At 51.6% G+C, this 23098-nt stretch carries 20 protein-coding genes; all 20 read right to left on the reverse strand.

All coding sequences use genetic code 11. From position 1 onward, the window contains the following. Nucleotides 1-12: 12 nt before the first annotated feature. Nucleotides 13-945: an ABC transporter permease gene (locus HPY52_03670; GenBank protein NPV79365.1), complete on the reverse strand. Its 933-nt coding sequence runs from the start codon at nt 943-945 to the stop codon at nt 13-15. Next, the gene (locus tag HPY52_03675) at nt 945-1871 is read right to left on the reverse strand and encodes an ABC transporter permease (GenBank protein ID NPV79366.1); all 927 of its coding nucleotides are present in this window, start codon (nt 1869-1871) and stop codon (nt 945-947) included. Before HPY52_03675 ends, HPY52_03670 begins: the two co-directional genes overlap by 1 nt. A gap of 108 nt (nt 1872-1979) precedes the next feature. Then, the gene (locus HPY52_03680) at nt 1980-3635 is read right to left on the reverse strand and encodes a hypothetical protein (GenBank protein ID NPV79367.1); all 1656 of its coding nucleotides are present in this window, start codon (nt 3633-3635) and stop codon (nt 1980-1982) included. 272 nt (nt 3636-3907) lie between these two features. After that, a complete protein-coding gene (locus HPY52_03685) occupies nt 3908-4930 on the reverse strand; it encodes a trypsin-like serine protease (GenBank protein NPV79368.1) in 1023 nt (340 codons plus the stop codon). Nucleotides 4931-5084: 154 nt separating this feature from the next. Beyond that, nucleotides 5085-5864: an MBL fold metallo-hydrolase gene (locus HPY52_03690; protein ID NPV79369.1), complete on the reverse strand. Its 780-nt coding sequence runs from the start codon at nt 5862-5864 to the stop codon at nt 5085-5087. Nucleotides 5865-5910: 46 nt separating this feature from the next. Then, on the reverse strand, nt 5911-7188 hold the full coding sequence (gene rho, locus HPY52_03695) for a transcription termination factor Rho (protein ID NPV79370.1): 1278 nt from the start codon (nt 7186-7188) through the stop codon (nt 5911-5913). Nucleotides 7189-7374: 186 nt separating this feature from the next. Beyond that, the gene (locus tag HPY52_03700; protein NPV79371.1) at nt 7375-8988 is read right to left on the reverse strand and encodes a CTP synthase; all 1614 of its coding nucleotides are present in this window, start codon (nt 8986-8988) and stop codon (nt 7375-7377) included. A gap of 159 nt (nt 8989-9147) precedes the next feature. Further along, nucleotides 9148-9984, reverse strand: coding sequence for a hypothetical protein (locus HPY52_03705; protein NPV79372.1), 837 nt, complete (start codon nt 9982-9984; stop codon nt 9148-9150). Between the two features lie 34 nt (nt 9985-10018). After that, nucleotides 10019-11704 carry an arginine--tRNA ligase gene (locus HPY52_03710; protein NPV79373.1) on the reverse strand — a complete coding sequence of 562 codons (1686 nt, stop codon included), beginning with the start codon at nt 11702-11704 and terminating at the stop codon, nt 10019-10021. Between the two features lie 26 nt (nt 11705-11730). Then, nucleotides 11731-12987 carry an insulinase family protein gene (locus tag HPY52_03715; GenBank protein NPV79374.1) on the reverse strand — a complete coding sequence of 419 codons (1257 nt, stop codon included), beginning with the start codon at nt 12985-12987 and terminating at the stop codon, nt 11731-11733. Between the two features lie 74 nt (nt 12988-13061). Beyond that, the gene (locus tag HPY52_03720) at nt 13062-14048 is read right to left on the reverse strand and encodes a patatin (protein ID NPV79375.1); all 987 of its coding nucleotides are present in this window, start codon (nt 14046-14048) and stop codon (nt 13062-13064) included. A gap of 67 nt (nt 14049-14115) precedes the next feature. After that, entirely contained in the window at nt 14116-14757 is a 642-nt protein-coding gene (locus tag HPY52_03725; GenBank protein NPV79376.1) for a V-type ATP synthase subunit D, read from the reverse strand. A gap of 49 nt (nt 14758-14806) precedes the next feature. Further along, on the reverse strand, nt 14807-16201 hold the full coding sequence (locus HPY52_03730) for a V-type ATP synthase subunit B (protein ID NPV79377.1): 1395 nt from the start codon (nt 16199-16201) through the stop codon (nt 14807-14809). Then, on the reverse strand, nt 16194-17975 hold the full coding sequence (locus tag HPY52_03735; protein ID NPV79378.1) for a V-type ATP synthase subunit A: 1782 nt from the start codon (nt 17973-17975) through the stop codon (nt 16194-16196). The genes HPY52_03730 and HPY52_03735 overlap by 8 nt, the downstream gene beginning before the upstream one ends. Continuing rightward, nucleotides 17968-18303 (reverse strand): V-type ATP synthase subunit F, encoded by a 336-nt coding sequence (locus HPY52_03740; protein ID NPV79379.1) that lies wholly within the window; start codon nt 18301-18303, stop codon nt 17968-17970. Before HPY52_03740 ends, HPY52_03735 begins: the two co-directional genes overlap by 8 nt. After that, entirely contained in the window at nt 18296-19309 is a 1014-nt protein-coding gene (locus HPY52_03745) for a hypothetical protein (protein ID NPV79380.1), read from the reverse strand. Before HPY52_03745 ends, HPY52_03740 begins: the two co-directional genes overlap by 8 nt. A gap of 53 nt (nt 19310-19362) precedes the next feature. Continuing rightward, nucleotides 19363-19983: a hypothetical protein gene (locus tag HPY52_03750; protein ID NPV79381.1), complete on the reverse strand. Its 621-nt coding sequence runs from the start codon at nt 19981-19983 to the stop codon at nt 19363-19365. Between the two features lie 17 nt (nt 19984-20000). Continuing rightward, a complete protein-coding gene (locus HPY52_03755) occupies nt 20001-20489 on the reverse strand; it encodes a V-type ATP synthase subunit K (protein NPV79382.1) in 489 nt (162 codons plus the stop codon). 3 nt (nt 20490-20492) lie between these two features. After that, nucleotides 20493-22448, reverse strand: coding sequence for a V-type ATP synthase subunit I (locus HPY52_03760; GenBank protein ID NPV79383.1), 1956 nt, complete (start codon nt 22446-22448; stop codon nt 20493-20495). A gap of 80 nt (nt 22449-22528) precedes the next feature. After that, a complete protein-coding gene (locus HPY52_03765) occupies nt 22529-22864 on the reverse strand; it encodes a hypothetical protein (protein ID NPV79384.1) in 336 nt (111 codons plus the stop codon). Between the last annotated feature and the right edge of the window lie 234 nt (nt 22865-23098).

Here is a 23098-nt window from a genome sequence, read left to right on the forward strand (position 1 = left end):
ACGTCTCCTCCTCTACTGCCGGAGCTTCGGGTCAAGGGCATCGCGGAGACCATCCCCAACGAAATTGAACCCGAGCATGATAAGACAAATGGCTATGGCCGGGAAGAAAAGCTGATATGGATATATCAGCAGGTACTGATATCCATCATTGGCCATTGAGCCAAGGCTCGCCAGGGGGAGTGGGACACCCAGACCGATAAAGCTCAGGAAGGCCTCGCCAAAAATAGCGCTTGGAATCGTGAAGGTAAGATTGACTATGATGACGCCCATGGCGTTGGGAACCAGATGCCGAGCTATGATACGAGCAGGACTCGCGCCCAAGACTTGAGCAGCTAGGACATATTCCTGCTCCTTGATCTGCAGGATTTGTCCTCTTACAAGCCTGGCCATCCCAATCCAGCCGGTTATGCTCATTGCCAGGATTATCGTCCAGAGCCCCGGCGGCATGACCACCAGCAGCAGAATCACTATGATGAGCCATGGTATGCCGTAAAGAACATCAACCACCCTCATCATGATGTCATCTACGATCCCGCCGCAATAGCCAGAGATTCCCCCATAAATGACACCGATCACAAGGTCCATGGTCGCTGCCATTATACCGATGAAAAGCGATATCCTGGCGCCATAGCACAATCGAGCAAAGATATCCCGGCCCAGATTATCCGTCCCCAACCAATGTTCCCGTGATGGTAACATATTACAGTAAAGCAGGCTCTGCTCCCGGTAATCATACGGGGTAAAATAGGGACCGAATATGGAGAGAAGCCCCATAAATATCAAAATGCCGAGGCCAAAAAGGGCCAGACGATTTTTCTTGAACCTCCGCCATGCATCCTGCCAGTAAGATATCACCGGCCGCGTCAGGGCCTCGGCCTCGCCTTGTTTCAATGTCACAGGTTCAAACATCTCTGGAGACAATTCCCGTGATATGGCCAACACCATCACTCCCTCTTCCCAGCTAGCCTGATGCGTGGATCAATGAATCCATATGAAATATCCACAAGAAGATTCATGATCACGAGGATCGTGGCATAAAAGACAGTGGTCCCCAGGATGAGGGTATAATCACGGTTGTATACGCTCTGCACATAATACTTGCCCAATCCGGGGATGCCGAAAATCTGTTCGATGATCAATGTCCCTGTGGTTATGCCGGCCACGAGAGGCCCCATCATAGTGACGATGGGAAGTATGGCGTTACGAATCACATGGCGCCAGGTGATCTCGGACTGAGAGAGCCCTTTAGCCCTGGCGGTGCGAATATAATCCTGATTTATCACATCCAGGACGCTCGTCCTCATCATCCTGGCCATTATGGCAAGGGTGCCAAGCCCAAGAGAAAATGCAGGTATGATAGATTGACTAAAAGTGCCCCATCTGGCTATAGGAAGCAATCTGAGTTTATAACCCACCACATATTGCAGTATGGAGGCAGTGATGAAATTTGGCACAGAGATCCCTATGATAGCCACGATGATTGCAAGATAATCCCAGCCGCTGTTATGTTTCAGCCCCGCGAGTATCCCCAAAGAAAGCCCCGTCGTCAGGGCAAAAGCCAGGGCCTCGAGACCCAGGACGCAGGACACAGGGAACCCTTCCCTAATTAGATCATTGACAGTGCGATTAGTCATCCTGAGGGATATTCCCAGATCTCCATGAAGGAGATTGCCCAGATAAACCAGATATTGTTGCCATAATGGCTTATCCAATCCATATTTGCGTAACATGTTCTGGCGGATCGCTTCTGTCACTTTTTCACCCATGAAGGGATCTCCCGGGATCGAATGCATTAGCAGAAAGGTCAAGGTGATAATGACCCAGAGAGTTGCCAGTGAAAAAGCAAGCCGCCTTGCGATGTAACGGCCCAAACTATTTCCCCCCTGCCATCCAGTTGCTGCTCTGTTTCAATAGGCAAGCCGTCGGGGCTGCCTCCTGGCTGCCCCAACGGCTATTCCGTCAAGCCAAGAAATGATGCGCTATTTAAGCGTATAGCCAAGCTCCTTCAAGCCGGCTTCCAGGAACTTCTTGGCCTTGGCAATATTTGCCCTCTCAGGTAGAACCTCGCCGACCCATTTCTCCTGGAAAGACGCGCCGTTATGGTCATGAATGACGGGTGGAGTATAGGCCGTGGCCGGAAGCGAGCCATTCTTCAGGACCTGATCCACAAAGAGCTTCCTGTCTATGGCATAAGCAAATGCCTTCCTCATATTGGCATTCTTGAAGATGGGATCCTGGCAGTTGAACTCAAGGTACCAAGATACGCCATCAGCAATGGTCTTCATACCCCGGTCCTTGAACATCGGGATATGTGATCCAGGAACGCCTATGGCATCTAGCTGGCCCGCCTCGAACATGTTGATAGGGGTATTGATATCCTTGAACATGTCAAAGTTTATCTGATCCAATTTCACATTCTTGGCATCCCAATAGTTAGGGTTCTTTTTCAGGACCATCTTGCTCTCATGCTTCCATTCGTCAATATAGAACGGCCCGCTGAAGACCATCTTATCAGCGTCAGCTGCGTACTTGTCACCCCACTTGTCAATGGCGTGCTTGGGCACAGGCAGGAAGCTGATGAATCCGCAGAGATCAAGGAAGTATGGAGTCGGGCGCTCGAGGGTGACCTTGAGCGTTTTGGCGTCAAGGGCCTTGATACCAACCGTATCCAGAGCCTTCTCGATGCCCTTGTCCCCTACTTTGCCGGGGTCCATCATGTTGACGCTCTCAGCGTTCTTTATGATGTAGAACTGATATGCATATTGCGAGGCGGTGCGAGGATCGATGGCACGCTTCCACGCATATTCAAAGTCATAGGCAGTGATGGGCTTGCCATCGCTCCACTTGGCGTCACGCAGTTTGAACGTGTAGACGGTAGCGTCCTTGGAAACCGTCCAATCCAGCGCAAGCCCGGAACCCTTTTCAATCTTGTGCTCCGGGTTTTTCCTGACGAGACCTTCCAGAACAGCGCCAAGAACCTCAAAAGATATCTGATCTGTACTGGTCTGGGGATCCAGATCCGGCGGCTCTTCGCCAAGGTTCAGGTTTAGGTACTGGGGTTTGTCACCACCGGGCCTGCCTTCGGTATAAGCCCATTTCCATTCGATATCAGCGCCGGTAGCGCGCCTCACTATCCCTTTGACATATGGCTTCTCTATGTAGTTCCGAGGAGGCCAATAGATAGGCGCTATTGGCATCTCATCCAAGAGGATCTTCTCTGCCCTGGCCATGGCCTTCATCCTGAGGTTCTGATCGTTGGAGTTCTTAGCGGCCTTGATGAGCGCGTCATAGTTTTTGTTGCTCCATTTGCAATCGTTGAAAGCGCTGCCCGTAATCCACAGGTCCGCGAAGGTCATGGGGTCATCATAGTCAGCGCCCCACCCGGCGAAAACTATCTGGAAATCGCCATTTCTCATCTTGGAAAGACGGGTTTTGAAGTCAACAGCAACGATCTCCATCTCAATGCCAAGGTTCTTCCTTATCATTTCCTGAATACCCTGTGCATAGAGTTTCGCGATCTGCGAGTCTCCACTCAAGAACTGTATCTTCGGAAGCGGCTTGGCTGCGCTCGCAAAGGAGACGCTCATCGCCAAGATAAGAATCGCCGCCAGCGCAAGAACCAAAAACCTTCTCATTTCAAAATCCTCCTTAAATTATCAGCATCTCTTTCTTTCTCCTCGCTTCTCCTTACGTGGTAGTGAGAATTAGGAAGTAGGCATGAATAAAAAACAGAAAGAGCCGAACCTCCTCACGATCCCCCCTTTATCCCGAAACAGCTCCAATGATTTAAACAGGCAAAGTCCCCTGCATGGAACACATCTAAAAATTATATCTTCTTTGTTTGGCTTGCAATTCCTCCTTCTGCTGATGTAACTTTTAGCAGGGAAAAACTCCTAAATGCCGGTCCTCAGGGCATTTCACCTATTGTTACGGGTAGAACTAATTTCCTCTTGCCCCTCAAAATGTCGAGATTTATCACATGGCCTATGCCTGCAGATTCTATCTCCTTTGTGAGAGCGCTTATATCACGCAACTCTTTCTCATTAACGCCTATCAAGATGTCACCTTTTCTGATTCCGGAGACGTCAGCGGGGCTTCCCATCGCCACGCTCAGCACCACAAGTCCATGATCTATTGGAAGGTCATATTCCTTGACATCATCCGGCGTTATTGTCCAAAGCTCAACCCCTATCCATGGTCGCCTGACTTTCCCATGGGCCAAGATTTCCTCTGCGACATGACGCGCCATATTGATGGGGATTGCAAATCCAATACCTTGAGCTTGCTGGATGATGGCTGTATTTATGCCGATCACTTCTCCTCGGGAATTCACCAAAGCTCCCCCGCTATTGCCTGGATTGATGGGGGCATCGGTTTGAATCAGGTTTTCCAGATATATGCCTGCATTCTCGTCCAAAGGAAGAGATCTCCCCAGGGCGCTGATGACGCCGGCAGTCACCGTATGGTCAAATCCATAAGGGTTTCCTATGGCAACTGCAATTTCGCCTACCTTTATAGAATCCGAGTTCCCCAACCTGGCAGTCGGCAGGTTTTCTCCATCGATCTTCAAGATCGCGATGTCTGTATAATAATCGCCGCCAACGATCTTCGCAGGAAATTCGCGACCATCCGTCAGGACCACCCCGATAGTCTTGGCCTTTTCTATCACATGATAATTTGTGAGAATGTGGCCCCGGGGATCGATTATTACCCCTGACCCTAATCCTTCCTGGCGCTGGATGACTCTTTCAAAAAAGAGGTTGTAGACAATACGTTCTCTGAGCGTGGAGATCTTGACCACAGCAGGACCTACTGCCTCTGCAACCCTCGTCACCACTGCTCCAGATGTAAAATCGGAAGCCTCATCTCCCGGGGGAGGAGCCTGCTCTCCCGACGCCCCAGGGGGACCTTGCCGCTTCAGGATCTCCATGACCTGTCTTTCCAGCAGGTTCGATGAAAATCCAATTACGACAAGCCCCCCTACCAAAGCTCCGATAAGACCCACGATAATATAGCCCAGGTATCTTGGCATGCCTTCGCGGCTGGATATCCTCATATGCAGTCCCTCCTGACCTGCGTCTCGATCATAAGGCTATTGGGGACGTCATCCGATGATGATATGTGAGGCCGATCTTGAGATCTTCCCGCGCCGCGACCCCCCTGCGCTTCGTTGCGGCTATCGCTGTGAGGAGAGCGAGCTCAGGCAGATTATTATGCTCGCTTATATGGGCCAGGAAGACCTGGCGGGTCCTCGATGTCACCACGGAGCTCAATAGTTCACCTGACTCCTCATTTGAAAGATGCCCCAGGCCTCCACGGATCCGACGTTTGAGAGGCCACGGATAGTTCCCCGACATTAGCATCCCCACATCATGGTTTGATTCTACGACAAAGAGGTCACAGTCAGTCAAACCATCTCTGACCGCCGGGGTTACATGGCCTATGTCTGTGGCAATGCCGATACGAATTCCATGCGCGTTTATACGGAAACCCACCGGATCCGCGGCGTCATGAGGTATCCCAAAGGGCATTATATCCAGAGCGCCTATGGAGAAAGAAGATCCCAGCGCGGAAAAAGGTCTGATGAGGGGCTCAAGATGGCCGTAGCCATTGGAAAGCAATGCCCCGGCTGTGCCCTGGGATGCATAGATCGGGATTTCATGTCGGCTGGCGAAACCCGCAAGTCCACTTATGTGATCCGAGTGTTCATGGGTTATCAGAATCGCATCGGTGTCTTCTGGGTCTACATTCAAGGAAGATAGATCATTTACAAGCGTTTTGTAAGGGATACCCAGATCAATGAGAATCCGGGTCGGACCGCATGAAACATAGATGGAGTTCCCTGAACTTCCGCTGGCGAGCACTGATATGACTACCCCAAGGTTCTCATCCTCATCCCGATTGGTGTTTTTATTGACTTATTGCCCTGACATTCTCCGCAAATTGCGATTTTAGTATCAGCTTTCTGAACTCCTCGTTATTTTTTGTGTGCTGCAAGCGGTCAAGGATCAGTTCCGTCATCTCAGCCACGCCAAGACTGGCAAGAGCCTTTCTGAGAAGCCAGGCCGTCTCCAGCTCTTCTTCTGTAAAGAGGAGTTCCTCTTTGCGGGTTCCAGATCTATTGATATCAACAGCTGGGAAGATTCTTCGCTCAGCGAGCTTCCTGTCCAGATGCAGCTCCATATTGCCTGTGCCCTTGAATTCCTCATATATCACATCATCCATACGGCTACCGGTGTCAATAAGAGCGGTAGCGAGAATAGTCAGGCTCCCGCCCTCCTCGATGTTGCGCGCCGCGCCAAAGAAACGTTTGGGTTTGTGCAAGGCAGCCGGATCCAGCCCGCCTGACAGGGTCCTGCCGCTGGGGGGCTCCACCAGGTTATATGCCCTCGCCAGCCGCGTGATGCTGTCTAGAAGGATGACCACATCACGCTTATGTTCTACGAGCCTCTTTGCTCTCTCCAGCACCATTTCGGCCACTCTTATGTGGTTCTCAGCAGGCTGGTCGAAAGTAGAGCTTGTGACGATACCCTTGACGGATCGCTCCATATCCGTGACTTCCTCCGGCCTCTCATCGACCAGAAGCACAAGGAGCTCAACCTCAGGGTGGTTTTCAGTGATGGAGTTTGCGATCTTCTTCAGGACAGTAGTCTTGCCTGCTTTGGGTGGGGAGACGATGAGACCACGCTGGCCCTTTCCGAGGGGAGAAATGATATCCATAATCCTGGTAGTGATATCATGCGCCGTGGTTTCCATTCTGAGCCTTTGATTCGGATAGATAGGCGTCAGATCCTCAAAATGAAGGCGTTTTCCCGCGGCCTCGGGATCTTTTGCATTTACTGCCTCAACCCTTAGCAGGGCGAAATATTTCTCGTTATCCTTAGGAGGCCTCACCTGACCTGACACGAGGTCGCCGGTGCGAAGATTGAACCTCCTGATTTGTGAGGGAGAAACATATATATCATCAGGGCTTGCCGACAGTCCAGCTACACGCAGGAATCCGAACCCATCGGCCATGATCTCGAGTATACCCTCTCCAAAGAGGAGTCCTTCCTTTTCGGCCTGGACCTTTAAGATCTCAAAGATGAGATCCTTTTTTCTCATCTTGCTATACCCGGCTATATCGAGGGCCCGTGCAACCTCATAGAGCTCGGGTATCGTCTTCGCTTCTAATTCAGCAATATTCACTTTTCCTTCCACAATTTATCCACCTCTGTAATCATAAACTCATATTCAATTCACAGTTGATGCAAAAACAGGGTTTGAAAATAAATCAACCGCAGGGAATCCCGGGACTATAGACCTTTATCAGGCAGGCCCTGAGCAAAAGGTGTGAATCGGTGAAATCAAGCAGGGACCGCGATATGCATCAGATCATGAACTGTGATCACGAGATCCTCTCATCGAGGCTGCTACAAAATCCTTGAAAAGTGGGTGTGGCCTATTGGGCCTGGATTGGAACTCAGGGTGAAATTGAGTTCCCACGAACCAGATATGATCCTTGAGCTCAACTATTTCCACCAGACGTCCATCAGGAGAAACCCCTGCGATACGCAGTCCTTTCTCCACCATCATATCCCGAAAATCATTATTAAATTCATATCTGTGGCGATGCCGTTCGTGGATGAGACTTTGCTTATAGGCTGAAAAGCTCAGGGAATCGTCTGAAAGCACACATGGATAGCTACCCAATCTCATCGTCCCCCCCAGGTCCCCGATTCCCTTTTGTTCAGGCAGAAGGTCGATGACCGGATATGGGGTATTATCATCAAACTCTGAACTATTGGCGCCCTCCAGTCCGCACACATTCCGGGCAAATTCTATGACCGCGCACTGCATTCCGAGGCACAGCCCCAGATATGGGATCCCGTTCTCCCTGGCGTACTTGGCGGCTCTTATCTTTCCTTCTATGCCTCTATTCCCAAATCCGCCCGGCACTACTATACCATGGATGCCATCTAACAGGCTCGCGGGTTCGGCGACCTCCAGATCCTCTGAGCTAACCCACCTGATCCTCACCTCCACATCATTGGCAATCCCTGCGTGTCTGAGGGCCTCTGTCACACTAAGATATGCATCGGGAAGAGATACGTACTTACCGACGACCGCTATTTCCACTGACCCCGACGGATGGGAAATCCTTTTCACTAGATCCCGCCATTCGGCGAGATCCCTGGTTTTGCAGGAAAGCTGGAGACGCCTCACGATAAATTCATCCAATTTCTCATTCTCCAAGACCAACGGCACTTCATATATGTTATCCACATTTACGTTAGGTATCACTGCCTCAATATCTATATCACAGAAAAGAGCGATCTTAGCCTTTACTTCCTTGGGCAATTTCCGATCTGAGCGACATACAATCACATCTGGCTGGATTCCGATACTTCTCAGTTCCTTAACGCTATGCTGGGTCGGCTTTGTCTTGAGTTCCCCCACCGATACCAGGTAAGGAACCAGAGTTACATGGACATACATCACATCATCTCTTCCGAGGTCTGTGCGCAACTGCCTTATTGCCTCAAGAAACGGAAGGCTTTCAATATCTCCCACCGTCCCGCCAATCTCAACGATCACTACATCAACCCCGGTTTCTTTCCCTACCCTGACTATCCTGGATTTTATCTCGTTTGTAATGTGGGGTATCACCTGCACGGTTCCGCCCAGAAAATCCCCCCGGCGCTCTTTCGTGATGACGGACCAGTAAATCATGCCTGTAGTGACGTTGTTCAGCTTGCCCAGATTGACATCCATGAATCTTTCGTAATGACCCAGGTCAAGGTCGGTTTCCGCCCCATCTGCAGTGACGAAAACCTCACCATGTTGATAGGGGCTCATTGTGCCAGGATCCACATTAATATATGGGTCCAATTTCATGGCGGTAACACTGAGTCCCCGGCTCTTCAGAAGCCGCCCTATCGATGCTGCCGTGACGCCTTTTCCAAGGCCCGAAACTACTCCTCCGGTCACAAAGATATACTTAGCCACGAATCCTATTGCCCCCCCGGTAGAATCACGTAAATTGCTTCGTACATGCTGCTGAGACACATACTTGTTTAATTTAGCATAAAGGGGCGAAGATCTCAAGGTCTACCCCCAGCGCCTCACTATCCCCTGAGGCGCCAGATGGCTTAGATGCGCCGCGTCTTACTTGCCGGATCCCGCCGCAGGATCAGAGCCCGTCTCGCCGGTCTCACCCTCAATGGTCCCAATAGTCCCGCCCTCGACGCCGGGCTGCGCCTCGGCGGAAATATCAGATCCCTCTTCTCCCGCCCGGTCATCCTCACTCTTTTCCGGAGCGATAAGCCCATATTTCTGAAACAAGACCCTCAATGCAGACATTTCCAAAAACGCGATCAACGCCGTAAATATCAACATAAGAGCTGGAGTAAACACGATGCATATACCAAGAATGACTAGTGATGCTAAGGCAAGGATTGTGGTGAAAACCAAATTGTCAAGGACAAGCAGCGCGGATCTCTTAAATAGCTTTACGAGGCCCGGGTCCTGCATTACAAGGATCGGAAATGTATAATTCGCCATCAAGGCAATGAACAAGAGACCATAGCCCAGCGGAATACCTATTGCTTTCACCCAGGGGTTGCCACTGGAAAGGAAGAAGATGATGTCGGCCACCAATATCAATATTATTATACCATATACCGCAGCCAGCCCCAACCCTTTGGACCAAAAACGTGAAAGTCCATTCAAGAAATCCCGGATCCCGACATCTTCATGCTCCAGTATCCTATTCACAGTGTAACAGACGGAAGCGAAGGCCGGAGCTGTCAAAATAAGGCCGCCCACCAGGGCGATGACCGACATCTTGGCTGGAAGCGAGACAAGGAATGATGCAGCCGTGAACCAAAGAAATGATACCGAACTCAGAATCAATACCGTGCCCATGTAAGCATATGCATTCTTAAAAGTCCCAACGATCGTTTTCCATGCCTGCTGGGCCTCCGATCCAACCCGGGAAGGCACAAACAATCCCCCCTTATCACTCTCATTGTTGTTTTCACATTTTCTCTGGCCTGGAAACTCCAAGGATTCTCAAAGCATTCCCAAGTGCGACCTTGGTGGCCCTTATAAGCGCTAGACGCGCCTGAGTGAGATCCCGGTTTTCAGAGATAACCCTGCACCTGTTGTAGAAATTATGAAAGATGCCGGCGAGATCCAATGCATATTTGGCTATCCGGTTAGGAGCGCGCTCCTTCATGGCTGCCACGATTTCATCCGGGAAAAAGCATATGGCCTTAGCCAGGGCTTTCTCCACATCCTCGGTCAATAGATCGAGCCTGCATTTCCTGGCAGATGGCTGGTCAATGGAAAGAGAGTCTGCCTGCCTCAAAATACTTGCAATCCTCGCGTAAGCATATTGAATGTAATATACAGGATTCTCCTGTGACTCCTTTTTGGCGAGCTCGATGTCGAAATCAAGGTGGCTGTCTGTGCTGCGGGCGACGAAGAAATATCTCGCGGCATCCTTGCCAACCTCATCTAGTAATTCGTCCATGGTGATGAATTCTCCTGCTCTCTTTGACATCCTTACTTGCTCTCCACCGGAGTATAGCGTAACTAGCTGAAGTATCAAGACCTCAAACACAGATTCAGGATACCCCATGGCAATGAGACCTGCTCTGGTCCTTGCCACATACCCATGATGATCAGGACCCCATATGTCGATGATATGTTCAAAACCGCGCTGGAGCTTATTCCGATGATACGCAAGATCCCTCAAGAGGTATGTGGAGGCGCCATCACTCTTGATGAGCACCCTGTCCTTATCGTCCCCGAATTGGGTGGAACGAAACCACGTGGCCCCCTCTGCATCGTAAAGGTATCCATGTTCCTTCAAGTAGTCAAAGACTTGCTGGTCAGCCCCGGCTTCAACAAGGGTCCTCTCGCTAAACCAGTTGTCAAATTTTACTCCAAATCTGGAGAGTGAAGCCCGCTGCCAATCAAGGATGGTTTTTAATGCGAACTCCCTGAAGAACGCCTTCTTTTCATCCTCGGCCATCCGAGAGATGGCATCACCGTGCTCTGACCGGGCAAGCCTGGCAAGATCGGTGATGTATTCGCCTCTGTAGCTTTGTTCAGGAAGTTCCACTTTTTCGCCCAGCAATTGACGGTACCTGATCTCCAGGGATTCTCCAAGGACATCTACCTGTCTGCCTGCATCGTTTATATAATACTCCCTGGTTATATCAAAGCCCGTGAAATCAAATAGATTGGCGAGAACGTCACCCACGGCGGCCGCCCTAGCATTCACCACGTTCATGGGACCTGTAGGGTTCGCGCTGACAAATTCAATCTGGACTTTCCGGCCCTTCCCGAGATCGGTCCTGCCATAATCATCCCGCTCTTCATCCGCCGCTATTATGGCCTCATGCAACCAACAATCTCGAAGACGGAAGTTGATGAATCCGGCTCCCGCCACGTCCACCTGTTCTACGTATTGAGAGGGACAGTCCATCAACTTCATCAAGGACTCTGCTATCGATCTCGGCGGTTTCCTGGCCCTTCGGGATAATAACATGGCGATCGTAGACGCGAGATCCCCATGCCCCGGATCTTTTGGCACCTCAACAGGGATGCCCTCTAAATCAACCTGGGGCAACTCGGCCGAAGCAGTCCCGCGCTGGATAGCTTGTCCGAGAAGCTGCCGGATATGCTCCCTTACCTTTTCAGCGATATTCGACACATTCTCCCCTCCATTTTCGCTCCCCACTACACCCCAACTATACTACGTATCTTATCCCCATCTCTCTCTGGCCCCACGGCCGCTATATTCATCCGGTTCATATTCAGGACATCCTCGGCCACTCGCTTTACATCAGAAGGGCTCACAGCATCGACTCTTCTGATGATCTCCTCAGTTGAAATCACGCGACCCGTCAAAAGGCTCGACTCGCCCATGCGGAGGGCCAGGTTGAGGGTATCTTCAAGGCGCAACTGGAGACTTCCCTTATAGAAATCTCTAGCTTTACGAAGTTCCGTCTCAGTTATTCCTGACGCAGAAATCCTGGAAAGCTCATCTATTATGACTTTTAGGGCCTCTGCAGCCTTTCCAGGATCGACCCCTGCATAAATCTTGAATTGACCGGTATCTACGTAATAACTATACAGGGATCCTACCACATAAGCAAGGCCCCTTTTTACTCTTACCTCCTGAAAGAGCCTCGAGCTCATTCCCCATCCCAACGCTACATTTAGCATTTCGAGGACATAACGGTCTGGATGCAGACGAGGATACCCGACGAATCCGATGGCAAGATTGGTCTGCTTGGTCTGCCTATTCTCAAATGCCACCCTAGGCTTATCCTGCTGACTTACAGCCTTCTCTGGGGAGGGGATAACCTGCTTTTGCCTGTTGCTGAGCAATTTCCCAACAGAGTCGATGACCTGATCTCCCTTACACCTCCCGGCGACGCTGACCACCATATTACCGGCTGAATAGAACTTCTCAACATAATCGAGTATCTGCTCCCTGGTCAGGCTCCTTATAACTTCCTCGCTTCCTGCTATGCTTCTTCCGAAAGGCTGGTCAGGCCACATGATCTGGTCCAGCAGCACGTGCACCCAGTTATCAGGTTTATCGTGCACCATGCGTATCTCTTCGATGACCACCCCCCGCTCGCCATCGATGGATTCCTGGAGAAAGAGGGAATTGGCAATCATATCAGAGAGCACGTCTATGCCAAGCTCAAAGTGTTCAGCTGGCACCTTTACTAAGTAGCATGTTACTTCTCTATTGGTAAATCCATTTATTGATCCGCCGACGCCTTCGATTTCCGCCGAGATATCCTGATTGCTCTTTCTGCGTTGGGTACCTTTGAATAGCATGTGTTCGATAAAATGGGAAATGCCATTATTGGCTTCAGATTCATATCTGGAGCCTACCCCGACCCAAATGCTCACGGCGCAGGACTTCATGAAATCCATCTCTTCGACGACTACGCGAATCCCGTTTTCGAGTGATTGCATCAAGGGCATCTGTGGGAAAGCCTCCCGTCTATCAACATTGTTCCAGCCATAATGGCTGGAATCGTACCATCATCTTACTTATTCCCGCGCCGCTCCTGCGCTATTCGGAAAACTAGTCCGCTTGAAGGCGTATCCAAAGGTATGCCCCTGGCCCTCAAAAGATAAAGGATGTCAGGCAAAGCAGCCCTTGCCGCTTCACGTCCCCGTATTATACACTCCGGTATGCGGTCAAAATCCGTAAGGCCTACGTCGTAGATCTCTGGGTGAATTACAATGTCAGCATACTGGCGTAGCCGGATCTCTGCGAGTTCCCGCCCCATGATGTCAACGGACTGGGTAACGACCTCGAGTATGTTGTCCACGGGCTCCTTTCGCTTACCTGCATAGCCTAGATCTACTGCGATGACGGTCCCTACCCCCATACGCCGCAGGATCTCAGCAGGCACTATATCCTTGACTCCACCATCAACCAGAGTCCTTCCATGAACACTTATGGGCAAAAATACCCCCGGAATCGTGGAGCTGGCCTGGGCCGCCCTTGATACAGGGATATCTGTTATGAAAACGGAATTCGGAGGTTTTTCCGCAGGAATCATTGTTTCGCTAGTAAAAAACACCGTCTCCCCGGAATTTATGTCAGTCGCTACTAAAGCGCACGGAATGTCGAGTTGGCTGAAATACTTGCCGCAGCTCGCCTGTGACAACCTATGTTCCAGGGGACCCAAATCAAGAAAGCCGATGGGCACATCATTAAAACCATTGCCAGAGATCCCCAATGAATCACGTAACACCTTGAGTATCATTCGGATGAGGGTCCTTGGGCTGACCTTGAGACGTACAAGATCATTCACGGCGACTTTCGTCGCCATTTCCTCCATGCGGTCAGGATCGACGCCGGCCGCATAGAGACCGGCCACGATACTGCCTGCGCTGGTGCCTGAAATCACGTGGATTGGGACCCCAGCATCCCTGAAAACCTGCAGAATGCCAATATGGGCTGCCCCTCTGAGACCTCCACCCCCAAGAGCCAGTCCGAGCGTCGGTCCCTTGACGCCAAGCATGCAAATCCCCCCGCACGTCATTATATTTACTTGCGGTTCTCCTGGTGAACGCCTGGATCGACTGGACTTATGCCCCCTCGGCTCGCACGATATCTTTGAGCTTCATCAGCCTAGTTATATTACCTCTTTCCATCTCATCGAGTTTCATTGTAATATATCGCACTGTTTCAGATAGACGTGGTATGAGGACATATTCAAGAGCGTTGACGCGTCTCCTGGTTTTCTCGATTTCGTCGGCCAGCATCTCACAGCTCTTCTCCACCATGGCGAGCTCTACCATTCGAGGCAAGATCTGCGACAAAATACTGGAGGCCTGATCCAAATCACTGGCCGTAGTGACCAGGCCATAGGGATAGGCCTCCACACCAGCAGCGTCAGGAGAGGATTGCCACCTGAAGTCAGGGACACGCACGCTCATTATGGGAACCAACTTCACCGAAAGCTCCACAGATGTAGACTGAGACATCAATGCCTCCTCTGCCGCTTCCCGGCTCATATTCATTTGGGCCATGACAAAACTTCTGGATGCCAGAGAAAGCTCATGTTCCACATCATCTCGAAGTGCCTTCGCCTTTTTGATCAACTCCATGAACTTCTTCATGAGTTCATCTCTTTTATCCTTCAGCAGCTTGTGCCCCCGGACAGCCATCGCAAGCCGTTTCCTGGTCCTCAAGAGCTGCATCCTTGTGGCGTTAACCCTGATTTCCATGTTATTTCGACCTCTCTTGGGTTTGTTCAGCTCCTATTGAATATCCGTCTCATCCTGCTTTTTCTGAACTCTCCAGCGGCGCAAGATATTTCTCCAGATATTCCTCACGAACTCGCTTAAGTTCTCTCCGCGGCAATTTCGCCATGAGTTCCCAACCAATGGAGAGTGTTTCTTCTATCGACCGGTTTTCGTTCTCCCCTTGATTAACATATCTTCGTTCGAATTCATCGGCGAACCTTGCGAACTGCCGGTCTACATCGGTAAGTGCCGCATCCCCCAGGATAACAGCCAGTTCCTTGGCCTCCTTGCCACGCGCATAGGCAGCATAGAGCTGGTTCATATTGTCGGAATGGTCCTCCCTGGTCTTCCCAGCGCCGATACCCTTATCCTTGAGCCGCGACAGGGACGGAAGCACGTCTATAGGAGGATATATACCCCTCCTGTGGAGATCTCTCGACAGAAAGATCTGACCCTCAGTAATATAGCCCGTAAGGTCGGCAATCGGGTGCGTCTTATCATCCTCAGGCATCGTGAGAATGGGGATCTGCGTGATGGAACCCTTCCTGCCCCGTATCCTTCCCGCGCGCTCATAGATGGTGGCGAGGTCGGTGTACAAATATCCGGGGTAACCCCGACGTCCCGGGACCTCCTTACGTGCAGCCGATATTTCGCGAAGAGCCTCGCAGTAGTTGGTCATATCCGTAAGGATGACCAGGACATGCATGTCCTTCTCAAATGCCAGATACTCGGCAGCCGTAAGAGCCATCCGAGGGGTGGAAATCCTCTCGATGGCCGGGTCATTGGCCAGGTTGATGAAAAGGACAGCACGTTCAATGGCGCCAGTCCTGCGGAAGTCAGAGATGAAGTAGTCTGCTTCCTCAAATGTAATACCCATTGCCCCGAATACCACGGCAAATCTCTCACCGGTAGCCAGCACCCTGGCCTGCCTCGCTATCTGGGCCGCAAGAGCCGCATGTGGAAGCCCCGATCCCGAGAAAATTGGGAGTTTCTGCCCTCTCACCAGGGTGTTCATGCCGTCGATGGCGGAGATCCCCGTCTGGATGAATTCTGATGGATAATCTCTTGCATACGGGTTTATCGGGCTACCGTTGATATCGAGTCTTGCTTCAGGTATGATAGAAGGCCCGCCGTCCCTGGGACGCCCGAATCCATCAAACACCCTGCCGAGGATATCAGGCGAGACAGCAAGCTCGATCCCATGTCCCATGAATCTTACCCTTGCGCTGGCAAGATTCAGCCCGCCGGAGCCTTCGAAAAGCTGCACCAGAGCCGTGCTGCCTGAAGCCTCCAACACCCGGCCACGCCTCACCTCGCCAGTATGAAGCTGGATCTCCACCAATTCACCATATTTCACGCCCTCAACCTGATCTACGAACATGAGGGGGCCTGCCACTTCTCTGATCGTAAGATATTCCTTAAGCAACTTCCTCACCTCCGGCCCTGCTCACACCGGCCATCTCGCTTGCTATGTCTTGATATAGCTGGTCGAACTTATCTGATTCCGCTTCGGGTATATATTTCATCCTGGCAATCCTCTCCCTGACCGGAAGGTCGAGAATCTGTTCTAGAGAGCCGCCTGCCGCGAGGGCATCCATGGCTCTTGCATGAAATTCCAGGATCGCCTTGAGCATTTTGTACTGTTTCCTGTGCGAGCTATAGGTGTCCACTTCGTGATATGCATTTTGATGCAGGAAATCCTCACGAATAGACTTGGCTGTCTCCATCGTCAACCTATCCTTGACAGAAAGGGCATCAATACCGACCAATCTCACGATTTCCTCCAGCTCGGCCTCTTCTTGCAGGATCCTCATGGCCTCAGACCTCAGATCCGTCCATTCTTCCGATATGTGAGTCCTCGCATATTCCTCCAGCCGGTCGAGGTACAGTGAGTATGAAGTAAGCCAGTTGATGGCCGGGAAATGCCTCCTTGCTGCCAATGCCTCATCTAGCCCCCAGAAGACCTTGGCTATCCTGAGAGTATTCTGGGTGACTGGCTCGGATAGATCCCCACCTGGCGGAGATACCGCGCCGACCACGGTCAGGCTGCCGATCCTATCATCGTCCTGCTCGGTGACAAGGCACTTCACCCTTCCGGCGCGTTCATAGAAGGCAGCGATCCGTGATCCAAGGTATGCTGGGTAACCTTCCTCTCCTGGCATCTCCTCGAGACGCCCCGACATCTCTCTCAAAGCCTCTGCCCACCTGGACGTGGAATCCGCCATCAGAGCTACGTTGTAACCCATGTCTCGGAAATATTCAGCTATCGTGATGCCGGTATATACAGAAGCTTCACGAGCGGCAACCGGCATATCGGATGTATTTGCGATCAATATAGTACGTTTCATAAGGGGTTCGCCGGTCCTCGGGTCCTGAAGCTCAGGGAAGTCCATGAGAACCTCCGTCATCTCGTTGCCTCGTTCACCACATCCTACATAAACGATTATGTCGGCGTCCGCCCATCTGGCAAGCTGGTGTTGGATAATGGTCTTACCACTGCCGAATGGACCGGGGACACATGCGGTCCCTCCTTTTGCCACGGGGAAAAAAGTATCTATGACCCTCTGGCCCGTTATCAACGGCTCGACCGGAGGCAGCTTTTCCTTATATGGCCTGCCCTGCCTCACGGGCCAGCGCTGCATCATGGTCACCTCATGGGTGCCTGAGGCAGTTTCGATCCAGGCGATGACATCAGCAACCTTCGCCTTGCCCTGATGGACCTTTCGAACGATACCGGTTACTCCAGGCGGGACCATGATGCGATGCTCAACTATTGTGGTCTCCTTCACGATGCCCAATATATCCCCCGGGCCTACTCTGTCCCCCTGTTTTACTCTAGGGACGAACTCCCAGATCCGCTCGCGGTCGAGGGCGGGGGCCTCTACGCCTCGTTCAATCCTATCACCTGCTTGCTCTTTCAGTATCGATAGCGGCCTCTGGATCCCGTCATAAATCGTCTCTATGAGTCCAGGGCCAAGCTCGACGCTGAGAGGTTCCCCTGTGCTGACTACGGGGTCCCCGGGGCCGATGCCCGCCGTCTCTTCATATACCTGAATGGAAGCCTTATCCCCGCGCATTTCGATTATCTCGCCGATAAGCTTCGCATTCGCTACCCTTACTACATCGTACATCCTAGCTTCCGCCATGCCCTCCGCGACCACCAGAGGGCCGGAAACCTTGATTACCTTGCCCTCATTCACTATTACCTGCCCCTTCCTGGAATAGAATATCAGCTCCTACCGCCTTTTCAACTATATGCTTGAGTTTCTCCCGCGCCAGACCGAGGCTGCCAGCGCCAGTCGGAATAAACGAAAGAGCGGGAAGAGGCCTTGCTGCAAACTCCTCAAGCAGCGGCTTGAGATCTGAGACTAGATTTTCGGTCAAAAATATACATACATATCCTTCACCTGCAAGGGACCTCAGCAGCCTCTCGGCCTCCTCGGCCCCCTCAACGGGAAAGACCTCTACGCCTGTGGCGCGAAACATCAAAATCGAATCCCGGTCGCCGATGACAGCTATCTTAGACATACGTATCACGCAACCTCTCCCTGATGGCTTCCCGCGGCAATCCATTCGCTTTGCCGACCAGGAGCATTCTGATCAATTTGACCTCGTGCTCCTTGCCCAGCAAATACCCTATCACCGGTTCCGGCCCAAAGGCCACATATTTGGAACCTTTGAGGTATTCTATCAAAAAGTCATCCGAGTCCCTTTCAAACCTCCATATGCCACGAGCCTCTCCATGTTGGGGCTTCAGCGTGATAGATGGAATCTTGGCATAGTCGGTATTCTGAAAGACGTCAGCCATGCCCTCTTCCGGGCCGGTATAGGCCGCTAGGAATTTCCCTTTATCTATATAGCCGCCCGGCACGAGGAAGCTGGCAAATGCATCGACCGGGAGATGCATATCCCTTGCCCTTGCCAGAGCCCTTATGTTGACGACATCGGCATACCGCGAGATATACCCTGCGAGGAATTCCCCATCCGGTTCAGGGACGCGCGAGATGAGGGAGTGGAACATACGACTGTCTACGACCGCATCTACCGCGCCAAAACGCCCCGTTTGTGCAAAGGCGGACCTGCCAGATTCAGCTGCTTCCCTGAGATCCTCTGATAGATCAGTAAGGGCATTATTCCTCACAGAATCCAGCATCGTCTGCGCCGGCACATTGCCAAGCTGGCTTAGGGCGCTTGGAACCGGGTCACGGCTGGCCAGGGACGCCTTTAAGGCTACCTTGAGGTTATGGTAATCATATCGGGCCCGGAGGATGTTCACGGGCCAGTCGTCGGGGATCATGTCTTCCACCATCTGATAGATACGGGCCAATTCGCCGGTAAACGACTGATCCCTTTCATCTGGGTTAGCGAGGGACGAGACGTAAGGCGCCCACTCAGTCTCCTGGAGGACCTTGGCAGCCTCTATGACGTCCCCGGCATCAAGCATCCGGCTGATTATATTCTTATCGATCATATGAGATTCCAGGGCCCTGATCCTGGCAACTGAATAGGCCCATTGCAATCTATCTCCTGGCATTTTGGCCAATCCCTCTTATTCAAAAATCTCGGGCAGGGGCTTCTTATGATCCATCACTCTGCGAAAAGAACCCCGGCCACTTCAGGTATCAGCTCATCTCTCTTATTCTGGAAAATCGCCTCTACCGAACAATTGATCTCGATATTCCCGGATCTCAGGAGAAATCCGCCCCTAATTGGACGAGTCTCCTGAGACACGTCGATCCTTACATTTCGTCCTTGCCTTTTCAACAGATCCTGGACTTCGCTCACCAGGCCGGACGCCAGCTCGCTTCGGTCGCGCTCATTGAATATGACTTCCTGAACGTCATAAGTCGCGGTTGCAGCCAGCAGCTCCCTCAGAAAATCTCTGTACCTCTGCCTGTATGAACTCACCATGGCATTCATTGCCTCGGCAAATACATCCTGCAGGGCTTGGTCTTTTGCGGCCAGCAGCATGCGCCGCCCATCCAGGCGGGCGAGAGTGATGAGACGCTGCTTCCGGGTTTCGCGCTCCTTCTGAGCGGCGCTCATGATCTCTGAATACCTGACTTCAGCCTTTGCCGACGCTTCCTTGAGGATCTCCTCAGCCTTGGCCTGAGCCGCATCCTTTATCCGGCTAGCTTCCTTTTCAGCATCATCAAGAATCCTGCGCTGTAGGCGCATAAGTCCATCTGCCGGCAGAGCAGTGCCCATATCAATCAACCCCTTTATTAGAACGGGAGACCGAATATCAGGAGTAGTGAAGACAAGAACGCCAAAACCGCATATGTCTCGACCATGGCGGCAAATGTCACTGGTTTGCCAAGCTCCTCCGGCCTCTTGGCGACCACCCCTACCCCGGCTGCCGCCGCCTTGCCCTGGCTTATGGCCGAATGCCATCCCACGAGAGCAATGGGAAGTGCAGCCATTATCACAAAGAGTCCCTGTTCGACTGTAAGTGGCTTGAGGTTGCCAAAACTGAATACATTAAGACGCATCATGAGAAGAAATCCTGTCAACAATCCATATATACCTTGGGTGCCGGGAATTACCTGCAGGAGGAGGATCTGTCCAAACTTGTCAGGATCCTCTGTCACTACCCCGGCTCCGGCCTGACCAACTAGGCCGACACCGATAGCAGATCCGATGCCCGGCAAAGCCACAGCAAGAGCTATACCAAAGAATCCCAAGATTGTTCCAAGCCAGCTTGTTGTTTCCATGAACTATGCATCTCCCTTCCCAACCAGTTCAACATATCGTGTTTTCCTCGCAAAGGGCATGAAGCGCCTGCCTCCGCCCTCGAAGAATTTGCTGAAAAACTCCACGTACTGTAACCTGCTGGAGTGAACATATGATCCCACTACATTTATCGCCAGGTTAAATAAATGTCCGCCGGCCAGAATGACAAAAGCTACTATCCAACCCAGGACAGGCACCCCGGTTATCATGAGGGCCATCGTATCAATGACCCCTGCAATCACGCTCGACGCCAGGCCCAGGGCCAGCAGCCTCGAATATGAGAGCACGTCACTCAAATATCCAGTCACTCCATAGAGACTTAGGATGCCTGACCCAAGACGAGCGATGGGATTCTTTTGGTGCCTTCCCTGCGTTGCTATGAGTCCAAGAGCGCCGGCGATCGCCAGCACCGGGGCGGACCGCGATAGCCAGGCTATTCCTAGAGACGGACCCACAAGGAGGAAGATCAGCCCAGCCAGGAAGATCATCCAAAACCCCTGATCGAACACCGCAGCCGAGGGATTGCCCTGCCTTACATTCATATAGAACTTTATCGCAAGGCCCACGTAAATCTGGACAATACCCAAAATAAAGGATACGATCAGCATCCTCATTGGGTCATCCAGCGGATTGAACCACAAGGGCGGGACTTTGATCAAAGTGCCAAGCCAGCCTCCGGTGAGAGCGCCAGCAATGGCCGATGAAACCCCGCATATGGCGAGCAATGTAAAGAGCTTCTTTGCAATGCCAGCCATCCTGACCTTCTTCAAGAGAAGCAAGGAGATTGCTGTAAGGGCGATTCCATACCCAACATCCCCAAGGCAAAGTCCAAAGAATATGAAGAAGAATGGCGCCAGCATGGGAGTTGGGTCAATACTCTTGCGTCCTGGAAGGCTATATATTTCCGTTACCGCCTCAAATGGAGTAATCACAGGCGTATTTGCCAGGAGTACCGGCACATCTTCCCCCTCCTCCGGTTCACGGGCTAAAACACAGGTAGATTCGAACTTGCTCTCGAGTCCGCGCTTGAGCTGGTCAATCCTGTCACGGGGCACCCACCCCTCCAGCGCGAAGCTTTCCCGGGTGCCATACCATCTCGACCTGGCCAGCATCTTTTCCTTCTCCATCGAGTAGAAATCGTAAAGAGAATAAAGCTTCTCCCTGTGGACGAAGAGCTTTGTCACCTCTGCCCTGAGTTCTTCCTGCTCCCTCTGATTCCTGGCAAGTTTTTCTGTGAGTCGTCCAATTTCGTCCCGGACGGTCCCGGAAGGTCCCAGCGAAGGTATAATAGTAATATCATTTTTCTTCAAGATTTCCGTAAATTTTTCTTCGTCCTGTCTTGCGTAAAATGCCACAAACCTCGTTTCCTTGCGCTCTTCTGACACCACCTCCACAAGATGGGCTATGCCGGCCTCTGCCGCTTCATTGACGGCGGCTTCAAGCGACTCCCTGGGGGAAAACCCGAGCAAGATTCCAGTCTTATTGGTCCCACGCAACTCCGATAAAGGTAAATCCAGCTGAATCCATGGCCTCAAAGAGTCTAAGAGAGTACTTGCCTGGGATTCCTGGGTCGTGAGTTCTGATAGACGAAAGTCGTATGAACGACACTTTTCGTTTATCTCATCTACGAAATTGGCGTCGCTGGCCAGTTCTATGAACCTGCCCTGAGGCACCAGCACCTTGCCGCCACTGAATTGCTGGATCAGATTCTTCTTAGGTTTACCAAACCTGTCGAGGAAGTCGATGCAATATTTGAGCTGGGAGATCTTTCGATCCAGGTCAGAGATAGCCGTGTCTCTACCACGGCGCCCCTGGACGCCATCTTCTTCTTTTGCCTCCAGGATTTCAACGGCACCGACGTCATAAAGGAAATCCGCGACCCCTTTTTCTTCTGATATATGACCCAGCACTGTGATCTTGAGCATTTCCGCTATAGCCATCCCGGATTGCCGCGTACACATGAAAAGGCTCCGATTCTGCCTCCTTGCGCGCGGCTCACCCCCTCTACCACAAGCAGTTCTTATGACTCCATTATCTTATCGAGCACAAGCTTTATACCCTCGGCCCGTCTCTTCTGAATCAGCGAAGCGAGCTTTTGAATCTCGGCACGAGCCTGCATTTCCAGTTTTCGAGCCTCCTCGCGCCCTTCACTCTCACCAGACGCGATCATCGCATCGGCTTCCGCCCGGGCTTTATCGACGGCCTCCCGCAATAACTGCTCAGCCCTGGCATGTGCGTCCGCGACGATCCTCTTGGCATCAGCGCGGGCTCTCTCTATAACTTTATCGGCTTCCGCTTCTACTTTCCTTATCTCCCCCAGGATCTCCACTGCCAAAAGCGCTGCACCTCCAGACATCCTGTAAATAACAAAGTAAAACCCTCACAGCCTCGCAATTCTCACGGCTGCCAAAACATTAAACTCTCCTTTTCTCCACAAACGGCTAAATTCCTTCAGGGGATTTCAAAATCCGAGGGCAATTGAAAAGTTCGTTATATCAGTTCCCTCGCAAGACTTCGTAACTGTACGTTACTAAGTTTATACTAATCCCTTCGCAAATGCAATATCCTGCCGGCCTTCTACGCACTGGAT

The organism is Bacillota bacterium (assembly GCA_013178415.1).
GTDB lineage: Bacteria > Bacillota > SHA-98 > Ch115 > Ch115 > Ch115.

Excerpts from the sequence above, each read along its gene's own strand:
- HPY52_03670 (NPV79365.1), bottom strand. The coding sequence starts at position 945 with ATGGTGTTGGCCATATCACGGGAATTGTCTCCAGAGATGTTTGAACCT.
- HPY52_03680 (NPV79367.1), bottom strand. The coding sequence starts at position 3,635 with ATGAGAAGGTTTTTGGTTCTTGCGCTGGCGGCGATTCTTATCTTGGCG.
- HPY52_03685 (NPV79368.1), bottom strand. The coding sequence starts at position 4,930 with ATGGAGATCCTGAAGCGGCAAGGTCCCCCTGGGGCGTCGGGAGAGCAG.
- HPY52_03715 (NPV79374.1), bottom strand. The coding sequence starts at position 12,987 with ATGCAATCACTCGAAAACGGGATTCGCGTAGTCGTCGAAGAGATGGAT.
- HPY52_03720 (NPV79375.1), bottom strand. The coding sequence starts at position 14,048 with ATGCTTGGCGTCAAGGGACCGACGCTCGGACTGGCTCTTGGGGGTGGA.
- HPY52_03725 (NPV79376.1), bottom strand. The coding sequence starts at position 14,757 with ATGGAAATCAGGGTTAACGCCACAAGGATGCAGCTCTTGAGGACCAGG.
- HPY52_03740 (NPV79379.1), bottom strand. The coding sequence starts at position 18,303 with ATGTCTAAGATAGCTGTCATCGGCGACCGGGATTCGATTTTGATGTTT.
- HPY52_03745 (NPV79380.1), bottom strand. The coding sequence starts at position 19,309 with ATGCCAGGAGATAGATTGCAATGGGCCTATTCAGTTGCCAGGATCAGG.
- HPY52_03750 (NPV79381.1), bottom strand. The coding sequence starts at position 19,983 with ATGGGCACTGCTCTGCCGGCAGATGGACTTATGCGCCTACAGCGCAGG.
- HPY52_03755 (NPV79382.1), bottom strand. The coding sequence starts at position 20,489 with ATGGAAACAACAAGCTGGCTTGGAACAATCTTGGGATTCTTTGGTATA.
- HPY52_03760 (NPV79383.1), bottom strand. The coding sequence starts at position 22,448 with ATGGCTATAGCGGAAATGCTCAAGATCACAGTGCTGGGTCATATATCA.
- HPY52_03765 (NPV79384.1), bottom strand. The coding sequence starts at position 22,864 with ATGTCTGGAGGTGCAGCGCTTTTGGCAGTGGAGATCCTGGGGGAGATA.